Genomic DNA, 14,784 nt, shown 5'->3' with positions numbered 1-14,784 from the left:
AGACAGATGTCAATATGCCGACCACCGTCGGCGGGTGGAGATCCCACCCGACGTCCGTCGCTGACGCCCGTCCCCCGTCAATGACCACCCGATGCCCACCACCCACGCGCTTCGGGCCTGGCTGCACCGCCCGTGGCAACCCGCCCCCCTCGGAGACGGCATGACACGTCACGTCCCCATCCGCCCCGCCCTGCCCCTGCTGCTCGTCCTCGCGGTGGTGGCCGGCTTTCTCGCCGCGCCCTCCTCGTCGGCGTCCGCCGCACCGGCCAAGACGCCGCCACTGACCACCCCCTGGACCAGCCAGGCCCTCGCCGGCACCCCACTGCCCGAGTACCCGCGACCGCAGATGACGCGGCCGGACTGGCTCAACCTCAACGGCGAGTGGCAGCTACGCCAGTCGACCACCGACGACGCCCCGCAGTTCGGCACCAACCTGCCCGAGCGGGTCAACGTGCCGTTCCCGGTGGAGAGCGCCCTGTCCGGCATCCAACGGGCCGCCAACGACAACCGCAACTACCTGTTCTACCGACGCACCGTCACCATCCCGGCCAACTGGTCGGGCCGGCGGACCCTGCTGCACTTCGGTGCCGTCGACTGGCAGAGCACCGTCTGGGTCAACGGTGTCCGGGTCGGTGCGCACACCGGTGGCTACGACGCCTTCACCTTCGACGTGACTGCCCAGCTCACCGCCGGGGCGAACGAGATCGTCGTGAAGGTCTGGGACCCCACCGACACCCGGCAGAACGGCAGCCTGCCCGCCATCGGCAAGCAGACCAAGACACCCGGCGGGATCTTCTACACCCCCAGCTCCGGCATCTGGCAGACGGTGTGGATGGAGCCGGTGCCCGCCGCCTCGATCAGCAGCGTGGACCTCTACCCGAACCTGAGCACCAACACCGTGCGGGTCCGGGTCTTCACCAGGGGCGACGTGAGCGGCCACAGCGTGCTCGCCGAGGCGCTGAACGGCGCCACTGTGGTCGGCTCGGCCACCGGCGGCTTCACCGAGTTCACCGTGCCCGTGCCCAACGCGCGCCGCTGGTCACCCGACGACCCGTTCCTCTACAACCTCCGGGTGACGGTGCGCAACGCCGCCGGCGCCGTGGTGGACCGGACCACGCACTACTTCGGCATGCGGGAGATCACCACCGGTCTCGTCAACGGGGTGCTGCGCCCCAAGCTCAACGGCCAGTTCGTGTTCCAGGTCGGCACCCTCGACCAGGGCTTCTGGCCGGACGGGCTCTACACCGCGCCGACCGACGCCGCGCTCGCCTTCGACCTGCAGAAGCACAAGGACCTGGGCTTCAACATGGTGCGCAAGCACATCAAGGTCGAACCGCAGCGCTGGTTCTACCACGCCGACCGGCTCGGCCTGCTGGTCTGGCAGGACATCCCGTCGCTGACCGCACAGGACGTCGACCCCACCGACGCGCAGCAGGCGCAGTTCGAGGCCGAGGCGCGCGAGATCATCGACGAGCACCGCAGCTCACCCGCCGTGATCGCGTACACGCCGTACAACGAGGGCTGGGGCGAGCGGTCCCTCGCCGACACCCGGCGGGTCGCGCAGAACATCAAGAACCAGGACCCGACCCGTCTGGTCAACCCGCACAGCGGCCACAACTGCTGCCAGTCCCTCGGCAACCCCGGCAACGGCGACATCGACGACTGGCACGTCTACCTCGGGCCGGACTCCCCCGTACCGTCGAGCACCCGGATCGCCGTGCTCGGTGAGTTCGGCGGCCTGGGCCTGCACACGCCGGGGCACGAGTACAGCCCGAACGGTCAGTTCTTCGCCTACGAGTGGCAGGCCAACTCGACAGCGCTCACCGACCGCTACGTGGGGCTGGTGCAGGGCAGCCAGAACCTGATGCTCGGCAAGGGGCTCAGCGCCTCCATCTACACTGAGATCACCGACCTGGAGGGTGAGCTGAACGGCTTCCTCACCTACGACCGGCGGGTGATCAAGATGGACCAGGCGCGGGTGCGCGCCGCCAACACCGCACTGATCAACGCCTCGAAGACCATCGGCAGTTCGGGGCCCGTCGCCCTGCCGACCAACACCCGCCGATCGTTGCAGGTGACCACGCCCGGCTTCACCAACCGTTACCTGCGCCACCAGGACGGCCTGGCCTACACCGAGGTGGTCGACGCCGCGAGCCCCAGCCTGCTCAAGGCCGACGCCACGTACACCATCCGGCCCGGCCTGGCCGGCACGGGTTGCTACTCGTTCGAGTCGGTCAACTTCCCCGGGCAGTACCTGCGCCACCAGAACTCCCGGGTCCGCAACTCGCCGGACGACGGCTCCGCGTTGCTGCGCGCCGACGCCACCTGGTGCGCCCGTACCGGGCTGACCGGCACCGGTGTGTCGCTGGAGTCGTACAACTTCCGAGGTAAGTACCTGCGGCACTACAACGCGGAGGTCTGGCTCAGCAACGGCACCGGCGGCGACGCGTACAACACGCCGACGTTGTGGACCGCCGACAGCACCTGGAGCATCGCCGCTCCATGGGCGCCCTGACCGGGTCGTCACGACCCGACGTGCGGGGGGTTCCGGCCTGGGCTGGAACCCCCCGCACCGTTGTCACCGGCCCGGCGGCGTCACTCGTCGTCCCGGGGGTCGTTTCCCCGGTCATGAGGGGAATCGGCGAGTCGATTGCACCGTCCGACCGGGTCGGCTTTTCCGGGCAAGGGCCGTGCCGCAAGTTGCATCCCGCCAGGTTCGCCCGGCTGTTGCAACACGCAATCAGGCCGAGCAATAAATAGACGAAAACCAATCTTGACTTGTACGCCTGGCCAGCGCACCGTAAAGGGCCAGAGGCAGATGAGCGCCATTATCGGCATCGCCGAAGTGGATCGCCAAATGGGGGCGCTGCCGGTTTCGCGCCGCGTGCGTCAGGAGGCTTTCCATGCGTCTGAATCCCTTCAGTAGGGTCTATCTCACCGACCCGGCTGGCGTGTGGCGGCGCATTCTCGACGGTCCCGACGGCGCGCACTACGCCGAAGATCTGGACCTGTGGTTGATCAGCAGACACGCACACGTCCGGCGTGCCCTCGCCGACGCCGCGACATTCGCCAATGCCCTCACCCTCGTTCCGGTCTACGAGGTCTGCCCGGCGGCACTGAGCGTGATCATGCAGATCGACGCGCCACCCACGACGGCCGCCGCGGACCCACCGACGCACCCACGCACCCGCCGGGCCCTGCGGGCGACCTTCGCGAACACCGCCGAGCGGGTCGAGGCCGAGTACGGGGTGATCGTCCGGCGAAGGGTCGAGCAGCTGGTGTCCCGTCTCGCCGCCCGTCAGGGCGAGCAGGTCGACCTGATCCCGGACTTCGCGACCGAGCTTCCCCTGCTGGTGGTCCTGGACATCCTCGGGGTGCCCGACGCGGACATCGGGCGGATCCGGAGCTGGGCGGACGGCCAGATCGCCCTCATCTGGGGGCAGCCCGACCCGGCCGAGCAGGTACGCCTGGCGCAGGGCCTGCTGGAGTTCTGGCACTACTGCGAAGAGCTGGTCCGCCGGCGGGTGGACAGTGGACAGCAGGGCGACGACTTCATCAGCCGGGCCCTGACCTACCGCGACGACGACGACAGCGTCCTGACGGTGCCCGAGGTGGCGAGCCTTGCCTTCAACCTCCTGGTCGCGGGGCACGAGACCACCGCCGGGTTGCTCGCCCACGCTCTCGACCAGGCCCTGTCCGATCCCCGGCGGTGGTCGGCGATCGCCGCGGATCCGGGGCTCGTCCCCGCCTTCGTGGCCGAGACGCTCCGGTTCGCGCCGGCCATCGACGGCTGGCTCCGGGTGACCACCCGCGACGTCACAGTGGGTGCGGTGACGATCCCCGCCGGGGCACGCTGCCTGCTGTTGATCGGCGCGGCGAACCGGGACCCGGCGGCATTCCAGGACCCGGACCGGTTCGACCCACACCGACCCGATGTGGGCAACCACCTGTCGTTCGGTCACGGTCCACATTTCTGCATCGGCGCGGGATTGGCACGACTTGAGGCCGGCATCGCCATCAGCCGACTCGCCCAAACCATTCCCGGCCTCCGACTGTCGCCGGAGCAACATCGTTCATACAAACCCAATGTCGCGTTTCGCACGCACCGCAGACTGCTCGCGACAATCGATATCCCGGCGTCCTCGGACGAGCCGGTGGCACGCGGTGGCGCGACGGCCGAAGTGCGCGCCGGCTGAGCGCCGGCGATGTCGACCTACCGACGGGTCGAGGGGTGGGGACGTGCGAGGGTTGTCCGCTCCGCCCGGCGCATCTCCGTGCCGGCACCGGTCCGGCCCGCGCCGTTCGCGCTTTGCCCGACGATCCATGCCGGTGAACGTCTTCACACCCACCGCATCATGGGTTAAGAATTGCTCTCTGCGAATGTCCCGCTCATTGGCCGGCCTCGATCCCTCATCGGTCGCTGAATGTCCGTTCCACGAAGGTGAGCGCATGGAGCACACGTCCCCGTCGAGCTCGGCTCACTCCGCGGCCAGTCAACGGTTCCGGTGGGAGTTGCGCAACTGTCGCGTCAAACGGGGCCTGACCCAACGGGCCCTGGCGGATCTGGTGCGGTTCAGCCGGGAGACGGTCGCCGCGGTCGAGTCAGGTCGCCGGTTCGGCAGCCACGAGTTCGCGCTGCGCTGCGACGACGTGCTCGGCACCGGCGGACGACTGGCCGCGCTCTGGCCGCAGGTCGCGGCCGAGCAGCTGGCAGCCGACGGTCGCCGGGGCCCGCGCGGGTCGGAGCCGGCCCGGCTGGATCGGCGGGTGCCGCGTCAGCGTGGGCGGCGCGACGCGCGGGACCCGGAGGCCGTCGTGGACGCGATCGACGAGTTGCGCGAACTGATCGGCCAGGTGCTCAACGGCCAACCCGAACCGGACGACCCGCAGCGGCGGCACCCACCGGTCGGGCCCCCCGACAACCAGCGCTGACCCGGCGGATCCGCCACGACCGCGCGGCGTCACCGGTCGCTGACGTTGGGTACAGATGCTGGTACGGGCAGTTTGTACCACGGCCAGGTCTGGTCTACGAGCGCGGCTTCCGGCCGAATGGGACTTGCATTCGGCAACGTGCGGATAGACCGTCATCGACGAGTCGTGGGAGTCAATCTTGGCGTCGAGCACCCGGTCCCACGCGGCCAGACCCTACCCGACGCGCCGACGCGGCTGGAAGATAGCCGGTCGGATGCGCCTCATCGTGGCAGCCCCGCTCATCGCGGTGATCGGCTTCGCCGGTCTCGCACTGACCGAGAGCGCCCGTCAGACGGCCCGTGCCAGCGACCTCCAGCTCCTGACACAGGTCGGTGCCGAGGCCGGCGACCTGGCCCACCGCCTGCAACGCGAGCGCATCGCCGCCGCCGACCTGCTCACCTACGCCCGGCCGGAGCAGCAGGACGCCTTCGTCGCGGAGGTGGCCGCCACCGACGAAGCCGTCGCCCGCTACCGCGCGCAGCGAGGCCGGCTGTCCGCCGACAACGACGCCAACCCCGAGCTGATGCGGCGCATCGACGCGGCGCTGAACGGCCTCGCCCCGCTGCGCACCCAGGTCCGCACCGCCACCCACGCGTCGGTGTCCGCGATGACCTTCAGCTACCGCATCGCCATCGCCGACCTCATCAACCTGCGGGAGAACGTCTCCCACGGCGTGGTGGACGCCCAACTCGCCGACGGGATCCGCGCCTCGGCAGCACTGTCGAAGACGGCCGAGGCCATCGGTCAGCAGCAGGTGGCGGTGCTGCGCGCCGTCGCGGGCGGCGAGCTGACCCCGGCCATGCAGCAGGACATCACCGCGGCCCGCACCAGCTACACCGAGTCGAGCCTGTCGTTTCTGGCGCTGGCCCCACCCGAGTGGAGCCTCTGGTGGGAGCAGGCCGGCACCGGCAAGGAGGCGCTCGCCCTGCAACGGATGCAGGACGAGGTGTCCCGGGCACAGCCGGGGTCGCAGCTGAAACTGGAGACCGACGACTGGGTGTCCACCACCCAGACGCGCGCCACCCGCCTGGCCGACCTGCGCGCCCGGGTCGACGACGCGGTCCGCGACGACGTCCGGGCCGCGCACGCCGACCAGCGCCGTCGGGCCGTGGCCGAGGCGGCCGGCGTCATCCTGGCCCTGATCCTGACCGCGTTGGTGACCTGGGCCGTCGCCCGGCAGATCACCCGACGGCTACGCCGCCTACGGGACGCGGCAAACGCCGTGGCGTTCGAACAGCTTCCCGCCGTGGTGGCCCAGCTCCAACAGCCCGGCAGCGCCACCGTCGACCCGCAGAAGCTGGCCCACCAGCAGTCCAGTGCCGCCCTCGAACCGTCCAGCGACGACGAGATCGGCGAGCTGGGCCAGGCCTTCAACGCCGTGCACCAGGCGGCTGTGCGGACCGCCGCCGAACAGGCCGTCATGCGCGCCAACACCGCCGACATCTTCATCCACCTGAGCCGCCGCGAACAGCGGCTGGTCGACGCCGTCCTGGCCCAGGTCGACCTGGTGGAGCGGGACGAGACCGACCCCGACCGGCTCGACCAGCTGTACACGCTGGACAACCTGGCGACCCGGATGGGCCGGATCAACGCCAGCCTGCTGGTGCTCGGCGGTGTCGGCGTGGGTCGTGTACGCCAGCGCGACGTCCCGCTGCAACAGGTGCTCCAGGCGGCGCTGTCCCAGATCGAGCACTACGCGCGGGTCCGGCTCGGCATGATCGACGGGGACGTCGCGGTGGCCGCCAAGACCGTCGACGAGGTCGTGCACCTGCTCGCCGAACTCATGGACAACGCCACGACGTACTCGCCACCGGGCAGTGAGACCTGGGTGAGCGGTCGGAGCCTGGGCGACCGCGTCATCGTCCAGATCAGCGACGAGGGCGTGGGGCTGTCCGCACAGCGGATGCAGCAACTCAACGAGCTGCTGGCCCACCCACCGGCCATCGACGTCGCCGCCGTACGGGCGATGGGGCTGGTCGTGGTGGGTCAGCTCGCGGCCCGGCTGGGCGCCACCGTCCAACTGCGACGCGGTCCCCGACGCGGCGTCCTCGCCGAGGCGACACTGCCCGCGGCGGTCATCCGGTCCCTGCCACCGGAGGAGTACCTGCTCGCACCCGGACGCCTGTCGCGGCGAGCGGCGCGCACAGCCAACCCGCCGCCGCCGTACCAGCCGCGCCCCGAACCCACCGCCGGACGCCCGGCGGCGGAGCGGACCCTGCCGGCGGCGCCGGTGTTCCGGTCGGCTCCCCCACCGCCGGACCGGGGTGACGCACCCACCGAGGAGCTCCTCATCTTCGAACAGGTCAACCACTGGTTCCAGAGCGACGTCGTCGACGTCCCGAACGGTCAGAACGGCCGGCAGTGGTCCAGCCCCGCCGACGACGCCTGGCGTACCGCCGCCCAGGCGCAGACCCCCGAGGTCGCCACCACCACCAACTCCGGCCTGCCCAAACGGCAGCCGCAACGGCACCTCGTGCCCGGCGGTGTGACAGTGCCCCAGCAGCAGCAACGGTCCGAGTACCGCGACCCGGCGCAGGTGGCGACAGCGATGGCCGCGTACGCGCGGGGCGTGGCGAACCGACGGCGCACCCCGATCAACAGCGGCAACTCATGACGCGACAGGAGAGCACGTGAGCGACCAACAGGATCTCGGCTGGCTGCTGGACAACTTCGCGGCGCGCGCGGCCGAGGTCAGCCACGCGATCGCCATTTCCAGCGACGGCCTGATGGTGGCCGCCACCCGCGACCTGCCACCGGACCGGGCCGACCAGTTGGCCGCCACGGGTAGCGGGCTGGTCAGCCTGCTGCGCGGGGCGGCGGCCTTCTTCGACGCCGGCGCGGTGATCTCCAACGTCACGCAGCTCGAGGGCGGGTTCATGTTCTCGATGGCTTTCAACGACGGCGCCTCGCTGCTGGTGCTCGCCGCCCCCGAGTGCGACGTGGGCAAGGTCTCCTACGAGATGACCGAGCTGGCCAACCGGATCGGGGACGCACTGACCCCGGCTGCCCGAGCGGCGCTCGCCCGCACTCGCTGACCACCCCGGCACCCCCACGCCGGAGACCCTTCCCCTTCCTCTGGAGTCAGACATGCCTCTCACCACGCCTTGGCGCAGCCGTGCCCTCACCGCCGCGCTGCTCGCGGCCGTGCTGACCACCGGTACGGCCTGCGGCGACGACGCGCCGGGCCCGAGCGCCGGCGGCTCGATAAAGATCGGCCTGCTCGCGTCGCTGTCCGGGACGTACCAGGCCGTCGGTACGGAGATCCGCGACGGCTTCCAGCTCTACCTGGACACCCACGACGGCAAGTTGGGCGGCCGGCAGGTCGACCTCATCGTCGCCGACGAGGGCAACGGCGCCCAGACGGCCGTCCCGGCGGCGACCAAGCTGCTCAAGCAGGACCGGGTGTCGGCGCTCACCGGCATCGTCGGCGGCGGCTCGGTCGCCGGAGTCACCCCGGTGCTCAACGAGACCAAGGTGCCACTGGTCGGCTCGAACGGTCGGCCGGAACTCAAGGACGTCTCCCGCATCTGGCACACCTCGTACCTGTCCGACGAGCCCGGGGCGGCGATCGCCCAGCACGTCCGCGACAACGTGAAGGGCTCCGTGTACGCGATCGGCCCGGACTACCAGGGTGGTTGGGACGAGCTGCGCGGTTTCACCGACGCGTTCAGCAAGATCGGCGGGAAGCTCGCGAACGCCGACGGCAAGACGACCTTCACGCCGTTCCCGGCCACCACGAACTTCCTCCCGTACTTCGCCCGCATCAAGGCCTCCGGCGCGGCGGCCGTCTACACCTTCTACGCCGGCAGCGCCGCCGTCGACTTCGTCAAGCAGTACGCGCAGTCCGAGATCAAGGACATCCCGTTGTACGCGGCCGGGTTCCTCACCGAGGGCGGGGTGCTCAACGCGCAGGGCGACGCCGCCCGGGACATCTACTCGGTGCTCAACTACTCGCCGGACCTGGACAACGCGGAGAACCGCGCCTTCGTGGCGGCGTGGAAGGCGAAGCACGACGGTTCACCGACGACCTACGCGCTCGCCTCGTACGACGCGGCGGCGGTGCTGGACCGGGCGATCGGCGCGGCCGGAAGCGACCCGACCCCCGAGGCCATCAACACGGCCATCGGCCAACTCGGCCAGATCGCCAGCCCGCGCGGCACCTGGCAGTTCTCCACCACCACGCACTCCCCGGTGCAGAAGTGGTACCTGCGGCAGGTCCGCCAGGACGGCCGGGCGCTGTCCAACACCGTCGTGGGTGACCTCGCGACCGTCGGCCGGTGACAGCGGTGGCGTTCGGCACGAACCGGATCGACCCGTACCTGATCCCGGCGTTGGACGGAGTCGCCTACGGGCTGCTGGTCTTCGTCGCGGCGTCGGGCCTGGTCCTCTGTTTCGGCGTCGCCAACATCCTCAACCTGGCGCACGGCCTGCTCTACGCGATCGGCGGGTACACCGCCGCGGCGCTGCTCGACGGTGGTTGGGCGAGCCTGGCGTTGGCGTTGGCGGTCGGGGTGCTGGCCGCCGCCGCGGCGGGGGTTCTGTTGGCCGGTCTGCTCACACCGGTCGCCACCGGCAGTCACCTGAGTCAGGCGCTGCTGACGTTCGGGGTGGCGCTGGCCGGCGGCAGCCTGCTCGTCGCCGGCTTCGGGCCCGACGACCCGCAGGTCCAGGTGCCCGCCACGCTGGAGGGGTCGGTGATGGTCGCCGGTCACCGCTACGCCGCGTACCGGTTGGTGTTCATCGTCGTCGCGGCGGTGCTCGCCGCCGCGCTCTACCTGGTGGTGCGACGCACCAGGGCCGGGATGCTGGTCCGGGCGGCCGTCGACGACCCGGAGATGGTCGCCTGTCTGGGCGTGAGCCCGGCGCGGATCCGGGCCGGTGTGCTCGCCGCCGCCGGTGCGCTGGCCGGCGCGGCCGGGGTCCTCGGCGCGCCCATCATCGGCCCCGGCACGGACACCGCCGACACCGTGCTGCTGCTCTCCCTGGTGGTCGTCGTCCTCGGTGGTCTCGGGTCGATGGCCGGCACCCTGCTGGCCGCGCTCGCGATCGGCGAGATCCAGACGCTGGGCGTGGCGTTGCTGCCGGCCGCCGCACCGTTCCTGCTGTTCGCCGCCATGGCGGCGGTGCTGGCGGCGCGGGCGCGCGGCCTGGCCGTCAGGTGGCGGACGGCATGAGCGGCGAGGTGATCCGACGGGCACGCGGTGCCGTCGCGGCGCTCGTCCTGGTGGGCCTGGTCGTGGCGCCCTGGGTGGTCGACGACTACACCACGGCGCTGCTCGCCCGGACGCTGGCGCTGGCCCTGGTCGGGGTGAGCGTGGCGCTGCTCACCGGCGTCGCCGGCATGCCCACCCTCGGGCAGACCGCACCGTACGCGGCGGGCGCCTACGCCTGCGCCGTGGTCGGCAGCCGGGTCTCCGACGTCGGCGTGGTGCAGCTCGTCGTCGCGGCGGGCGCCGGGGCGCTGTTGGCCGCGCTCATCGTGCCGCTCGTCGTGCACGCCCGGGGGGTGATCGTCCTGATGATCACCCTGGCCATCGGCGAACTCGTGGTCGTCGTCCTCGGGCGCTGGCGGTCGGTGACCGGTGGCACGGACGGGCTGGCCGGTGTCCCCGCGGTCCGCCCGTTCTGGGGGCTCCCGGCGCTCGCCAGCGACCAGGGCCGCTACCTGTACGCCCTGGTCGTCGTGGCCACGCTTGTCGGCGCGGTGCTGGTGCTGCTGCGTACCCGCGCCGGGCTGGTACTGCGGGCCGGCCGCGACGACGAGACGCGGTTGCGCGCCAGCGGTCACCGGGTGGCGGTGCACCTGTCCGGCGCGCACATCGCGGCCGGGGCGATCGCCGGAGCCGCCGGGTCGGTCCTGGTCGTCGCCCAGCAGTACATCTCCCCCGCCGATTTCGGCTTCGACACGTCGGCGCTGCTGCTGCTCGGTGTGGTCATCGGGGGCACCGCCTCGGTGGGCGGCGCCCTGGTGGGCGCGGCGCTGGTCATCGCCGTCCGGGACTGGTTGTTCGGGGTGCTGCCCGGCCACGCGCCACTGGTGCTGGGCGCACTGTTCGTGGCGACTGTCTACCTGCTGCCCACCGGGGTCAACCGGGCCCGGTCTCGGCTGTCGGAGGCCGCTGCGCCACAGCCGGACCCGCCCGCCGCCCAGGAGCGGGCCACCGTCGGGGAGGTGGGCCGATGACCGGCCTGCTCGACGCCCAGGAGGTGAGCGTGCGGTACGGCTCACTCGCCGCGCTCGACGGCGTGGACCTGTGCGTCCACGACGGTCAGCGGCACGCGCTGATCGGCCCGAACGGGGCCGGCAAGAGCACCCTGCTCGACGTGCTCGGTGGGTCCACGCGGCCGCAGCGCGGCACGGTGCGGTTCGCCGGACGGGACATCGGTCGGCTCGGCCCGGCGGCCCGGGCGCGGCGGGGCATCAACCGCATCCACCAACGACCGGCGGTCTTCGCGACGCTGACCGCGGCGGAGAACGTGGTGGTGGCCGCGCTGCCACGGGTCATCCCCCGCCGCCGGTGGTGGCCGGCCGGACGTCGGCGCGCCGCGCAGCAGCTGGCCGGTCCGCTGCTGGAACAGATGGGGCTCACCGCCGTCGCGGCGGTGCCCGCCGGGCACCTCGCGCACGGGCAACGACGCCAGTTGGAGATCGCCATGGCCCTGGCCGGTCGCCCCCGCCTGCTGCTCCTCGACGAACCGGCGGCCGGGTTGTCCGCCGTCGAGGTCGGCCGACTGGTCGAGCTGCTCCAGGCGTCGCCCCGCGCCGTCGCCGTGCTGCTCGTCGAACATCGACTGGACCTGGTGTACGCCCTCTCCGACACGGTCACGGTGCTGCGCGACGGTCGGACCCTGGCCGCCGGCACACCTGACGAGATCCGTACCTCGCCGCTGGTGCGGCAGGCCTACGCGGACGGGGTGGCGTGATGCTCACTGTGGATCGTCTCTGCGCCGGCTACGGCGGGGGAACCGTCCTGCACGAGGTCACCCTGCGGGTGCGCCAGGGCAGCATCCAGGCCGTGGTGGGCCGCAACGGGGCGGGCAAGAGCACGCTCGTGCACACCATCGCCGGGCTGGTCCGCCCGTCCAGCGGTCGCATCGAGGTCGGCGGGGTGCACGTCGCCGGCCGGCAACCGCACCGCATCGCCCAGGCCGGCGTCGGTCTCGTACCGCAGGGCCGGCGGGTCTTCTCCCGGTTGACAGTGGCCGAGCACCTGCACCTGGCGGCCGCGCCGTGGCGGGCCCGCACCTCCGGCGGCGAGGGCTGGACGGTCGCCCGGACCCTGGACCTCCTGCCGAGGCTGGCGGCGCGGCTGCGACACCGCGGCTGCGAACTCTCCGGCGGCGAGCAGCAGATGCTGGCGATAGCCCGTGCGCTGCTCGGCCAGCCCCGGGTGCTGCTGCTCGACGAACCGTGCGAGGGCCTCTCGCCCGATCTGGCGGCGCGGGTCCGCGAGCTGGTCAACAATCTCGCCGCCGACGGCCTGACCGTGCTGCTGGTGGAGCAGCAACTCCAACACGCCATCGAGATCGCCGACCGGGTGGCGGTGCTGGAGTACGGCCGGATGGTCTACGACCGGCCGACAGTGGAGGCCCGCCGCGATCCGGCCCCGCTGGCGGCGATGGTGAGCATCGCCGCCGTCGCGCCGCCCCCACCCAACCGACCGACCCCTCGGCTGTGGGCCGACACCCCGTAGGCACCCGACAGTGCTCGAGTCACCCGACCCTTCTCGGAGAGGTAGACACCGATGACAACCGTCACGAGCGACGACACGTACACGTTCGACAACGGCGCACCGGACGCCGTCGCGCAGATGCACGCGCTGGAGTCCTTCCTGGATCCGATCACCACGCGCCGGTTGGCCGGCCCGGTGCTGCGACAGGGCGCGAGCTGCTGGGAGGTCGGGGCGGGCGGCGGCTCGATGGCCCGGCGAATCGCCCGCGCGGTCGGCGACGACGGTCACGTGCTGGCCACCGACATCGACCCCACCCACCTGGTGGCCGAGGGCAACCTGCGGGTACGCCGGCACGACGTGCGCACCGAACCGCCACCCGGTGACGCGTTCGACCTGATCCACGCCCGGCTGGTGCTGCTGCACCTCCCCGATCGCCGCCGGGTCCTGCGCACCCTCACCGGTGCGCTGGCGCCGGGCGGGTGGCTGGTGGTCGAGGAGTTCGACTGCACCGCACCGCAGCGGGTGCTCACCGCACCGACCGACGACGCCGCGAAGCTCTTCGCGCAGGTCATGGACGCCATGATGGGTGTCCTGGAGGACCACGGCGCCGACCTGGGTTGGGCGCAGGACGTGCACACCGAGATGGCCCTCGCCGGTCTGACCGACCTGGACACCATCACCCACTCGCAGAGCTGGTCCGGCGGGTCGACCGGAACGTCGCTGTACGAGACCAACTCCCGCCAGTTGGAACCGGACCTGCTGGCCGCCGGGCTGTCGCCCCAGCAACTGAACGCGTTCCGGCGGCTGCTGCGTGACCCCGGGTTCGCCGTCATGTCGTACCACTTCGTCTCCACGCGGGGCCGCCTGCCGAGCTGAGCAGGTGAACCACCGCGCGGAGCGCGGTCGCGCCGTCCGTACCTCTCCCGCCGCAGCACCCCCCGACTGCCGGCCGGACAGCCCGCCGACGGCCTCGACCGCACCGGCCGGGCTCCCCCGCGAGGGAGCCCGGCCGGCCCGCGCCCCGCGCCCCGCGCCCCCGCGCCCCCGCGATCTTGCAGTTTCGGTTGCCGAGAGGCGTGGAATGACCCCTATGTCGGGACAGAAAGTGCAAGATCGCGGCATGGGGGTGGGTGGTCTCGTGGGGCCGGGGCCTCGCTCGCTCAGCGGGGGATGGTCTCCTGGTCGGCCAGGACAATCAGGTCGTCGGGGCTGGCCGACAGCGGCGCCGTCGCCCCGTCGAGCCACACGAGATAACCCACCGGCGGACCTGACCGACCCCACCGGGCACCGGTGATGGTGGCCGACTTCCCGTGATGTGGCTGCGGAAGCAGGCGTACCCGGGTGCCCGGCGCGTGTCCGTCGTCGGCGACGATGAGCAGCGCGTCGAGGATCTGCCGGGCACCGGCGACCGGCAGCCCCGGAACCCACGGCTCGCCCGCGTGTCCCAGACGCGGCGTCATCATCGTGCTCAACAGCGCGGTCTGCCGGACCGCCTCCTGGCGGACCTGCCCGTCCACGCTCCGTTCGGCGGTGGTCAGCGCCCTCTGGATGCGCGACCAGAGGGCCATCGGCTCCTGGTCGAGCAGGCGACGGGCCTCGCGGTCGATGTCGGCGCAGGCCGTGTCGAGCGCGGTGTCCTCGCCGAGTTCCGCGATCCAGGCGAGGTCCCCCACCTCGGGTAGCAACCCTGGCGACTCCGCCACGACCACTATGTACAGCATCGCGAGCAGTTCCTCGCGGCCCTCGCCGTGATAGAGCGGGCCGACTCCGCTGCCGGTACGCCCCCGGCTGGGCGGGAACCGCTCGACGAGATGCCGCGCCCGGCCGTGTGGCAGGATCGCGGCCCGCCTGCTGTCCGACAACCGCTCCGCGAACGACCGCCGCTCACGACGTTCGACGAGCAGTTGGCGATGCGGGTCGAACCCGATCGGATAGATCGTCCGCCCGTACCTGGAGAGGGTTTCGCCGGGCCGGAGGCCGACCGACTCCAGTTGCCGGGCGGCCTCCGAGTAGGCGACGCCGGCCCGGACGGCATGTTCGCGGATGGCGCGCTTGCGGGCGCGTCCCGGGGCTGGGGTCCGTCGGGGGATGGAATCAGACATGACGCCTCCGGTGCAGCCCCACGCACTCCACCGAACAG

Annotated in this window: 12 protein-coding genes; 11 read left to right on the top strand and 1 reads right to left on the bottom strand. The window is 71.8% G+C overall.

The window, feature by feature from the left end; genetic code table 11:
- The first annotated feature begins 160 nt into the window (after positions 1-160).
- The 11 genes from ACX27O_RS30930 to ACX27O_RS30880 all read left to right on the top strand — a co-directional run bounded on the left by ACX27O_RS30930 (position 161) and on the right by ACX27O_RS30880 (position 13,520).
- The gene (locus tag ACX27O_RS30930) at positions 161-2,515 is read left to right on the top strand and encodes an AbfB domain-containing protein (RefSeq protein WP_458940506.1); all 2,355 of its coding nucleotides are present in this window, start codon (positions 161-163) and stop codon (positions 2,513-2,515) included.
- Between the two features lie 388 nt (positions 2,516-2,903).
- The gene (locus ACX27O_RS30925; protein WP_458940505.1) at positions 2,904-4,196 is read left to right on the top strand and encodes a cytochrome P450; all 1,293 of its coding nucleotides are present in this window, start codon (positions 2,904-2,906) and stop codon (positions 4,194-4,196) included.
- 253 nt (positions 4,197-4,449) lie between these two features.
- Complete coding sequence (locus tag ACX27O_RS30920; protein ID WP_210866871.1) at positions 4,450-4,932, top strand: helix-turn-helix transcriptional regulator; 483 nt, start codon at positions 4,450-4,452, stop codon at positions 4,930-4,932.
- Positions 4,933-5,185: 253 nt separating this feature from the next.
- On the top strand, positions 5,186-7,585 hold the full coding sequence (locus ACX27O_RS30915) for a sensor histidine kinase (RefSeq protein WP_210866870.1): 2,400 nt from the start codon (positions 5,186-5,188) through the stop codon (positions 7,583-7,585).
- 16 nt (positions 7,586-7,601) lie between these two features.
- A complete protein-coding gene (locus tag ACX27O_RS30910) occupies positions 7,602-8,006 on the top strand; it encodes a roadblock/LC7 domain-containing protein (protein WP_030336260.1) in 405 nt (134 codons plus the stop codon).
- A 52-nt stretch (positions 8,007-8,058) separates the two neighbouring features.
- Positions 8,059-9,252, top strand: coding sequence for an ABC transporter substrate-binding protein (locus tag ACX27O_RS30905; protein WP_030336258.1), 1,194 nt, complete (start codon positions 8,059-8,061; stop codon positions 9,250-9,252).
- A complete protein-coding gene (locus tag ACX27O_RS30900; protein ID WP_210866869.1) occupies positions 9,249-10,145 on the top strand; it encodes an ABC transporter permease subunit in 897 nt (298 codons plus the stop codon). The genes ACX27O_RS30905 and ACX27O_RS30900 overlap by 4 nt, the downstream gene beginning before the upstream one ends.
- A complete protein-coding gene (locus ACX27O_RS30895) occupies positions 10,142-11,155 on the top strand; it encodes a branched-chain amino acid ABC transporter permease (protein WP_156057879.1) in 1,014 nt (337 codons plus the stop codon). Before ACX27O_RS30900 ends, ACX27O_RS30895 begins: the two co-directional genes overlap by 4 nt.
- Positions 11,152-11,895: an ABC transporter ATP-binding protein gene (locus tag ACX27O_RS30890; protein WP_458940504.1), complete on the top strand. Its 744-nt coding sequence runs from the start codon at positions 11,152-11,154 to the stop codon at positions 11,893-11,895. Before ACX27O_RS30895 ends, ACX27O_RS30890 begins: the two co-directional genes overlap by 4 nt.
- On the top strand, positions 11,895-12,665 hold the full coding sequence (locus ACX27O_RS30885; RefSeq protein WP_030336254.1) for an ABC transporter ATP-binding protein: 771 nt from the start codon (positions 11,895-11,897) through the stop codon (positions 12,663-12,665). The genes ACX27O_RS30890 and ACX27O_RS30885 overlap by 1 nt, the downstream gene beginning before the upstream one ends.
- A gap of 51 nt (positions 12,666-12,716) precedes the next feature.
- A complete protein-coding gene (locus ACX27O_RS30880; RefSeq protein ID WP_358130544.1) occupies positions 12,717-13,520 on the top strand; it encodes a methyltransferase domain-containing protein in 804 nt (267 codons plus the stop codon).
- 284 nt (positions 13,521-13,804) lie between these two features.
- Here the strand turns inward: ACX27O_RS30880 and ACX27O_RS30875 are convergent, their stop codons facing one another.
- Positions 13,805-14,746 carry a hypothetical protein gene (locus tag ACX27O_RS30875; RefSeq protein WP_357640991.1) on the bottom strand — a complete coding sequence of 314 codons (942 nt, stop codon included), beginning with the start codon at positions 14,744-14,746 and terminating at the stop codon, positions 13,805-13,807.
- Positions 14,747-14,784 lie beyond the last annotated feature (38 nt).

It is taken from the genome of Micromonospora sp. SD19, assembly GCF_054462275.1.
The sequence above is the reverse complement of the archived record's forward strand: the minus strand, read 5'-3'. Positions and strand labels throughout refer to the sequence as shown.

Coding starts and splice junctions, on each gene's coding strand:
- ACX27O_RS30930 (WP_458940506.1), top strand. CDS start 161: ATGACACGTCACGTCCCCATCCGCCCCGCCCTGCCCCTGCTGCTCGTC.
- ACX27O_RS30925 (WP_458940505.1), top strand. CDS start 2,904: ATGCGTCTGAATCCCTTCAGTAGGGTCTATCTCACCGACCCGGCTGGC.
- ACX27O_RS30920 (WP_210866871.1), top strand. CDS start 4,450: ATGGAGCACACGTCCCCGTCGAGCTCGGCTCACTCCGCGGCCAGTCAA.
- ACX27O_RS30915 (WP_210866870.1), top strand. CDS start 5,186: ATGCGCCTCATCGTGGCAGCCCCGCTCATCGCGGTGATCGGCTTCGCC.
- ACX27O_RS30905 (WP_030336258.1), top strand. CDS start 8,059: ATGCCTCTCACCACGCCTTGGCGCAGCCGTGCCCTCACCGCCGCGCTG.
- ACX27O_RS30895 (WP_156057879.1), top strand. CDS start 10,142: ATGAGCGGCGAGGTGATCCGACGGGCACGCGGTGCCGTCGCGGCGCTC.
- ACX27O_RS30890 (WP_458940504.1), top strand. CDS start 11,152: ATGACCGGCCTGCTCGACGCCCAGGAGGTGAGCGTGCGGTACGGCTCA.
- ACX27O_RS30885 (WP_030336254.1), top strand. CDS start 11,895: ATGCTCACTGTGGATCGTCTCTGCGCCGGCTACGGCGGGGGAACCGTC.
- ACX27O_RS30880 (WP_358130544.1), top strand. CDS start 12,717: ATGACAACCGTCACGAGCGACGACACGTACACGTTCGACAACGGCGCA.
- ACX27O_RS30875 (WP_357640991.1), bottom strand. CDS start 14,746: ATGTCTGATTCCATCCCCCGACGGACCCCAGCCCCGGGACGCGCCCGC.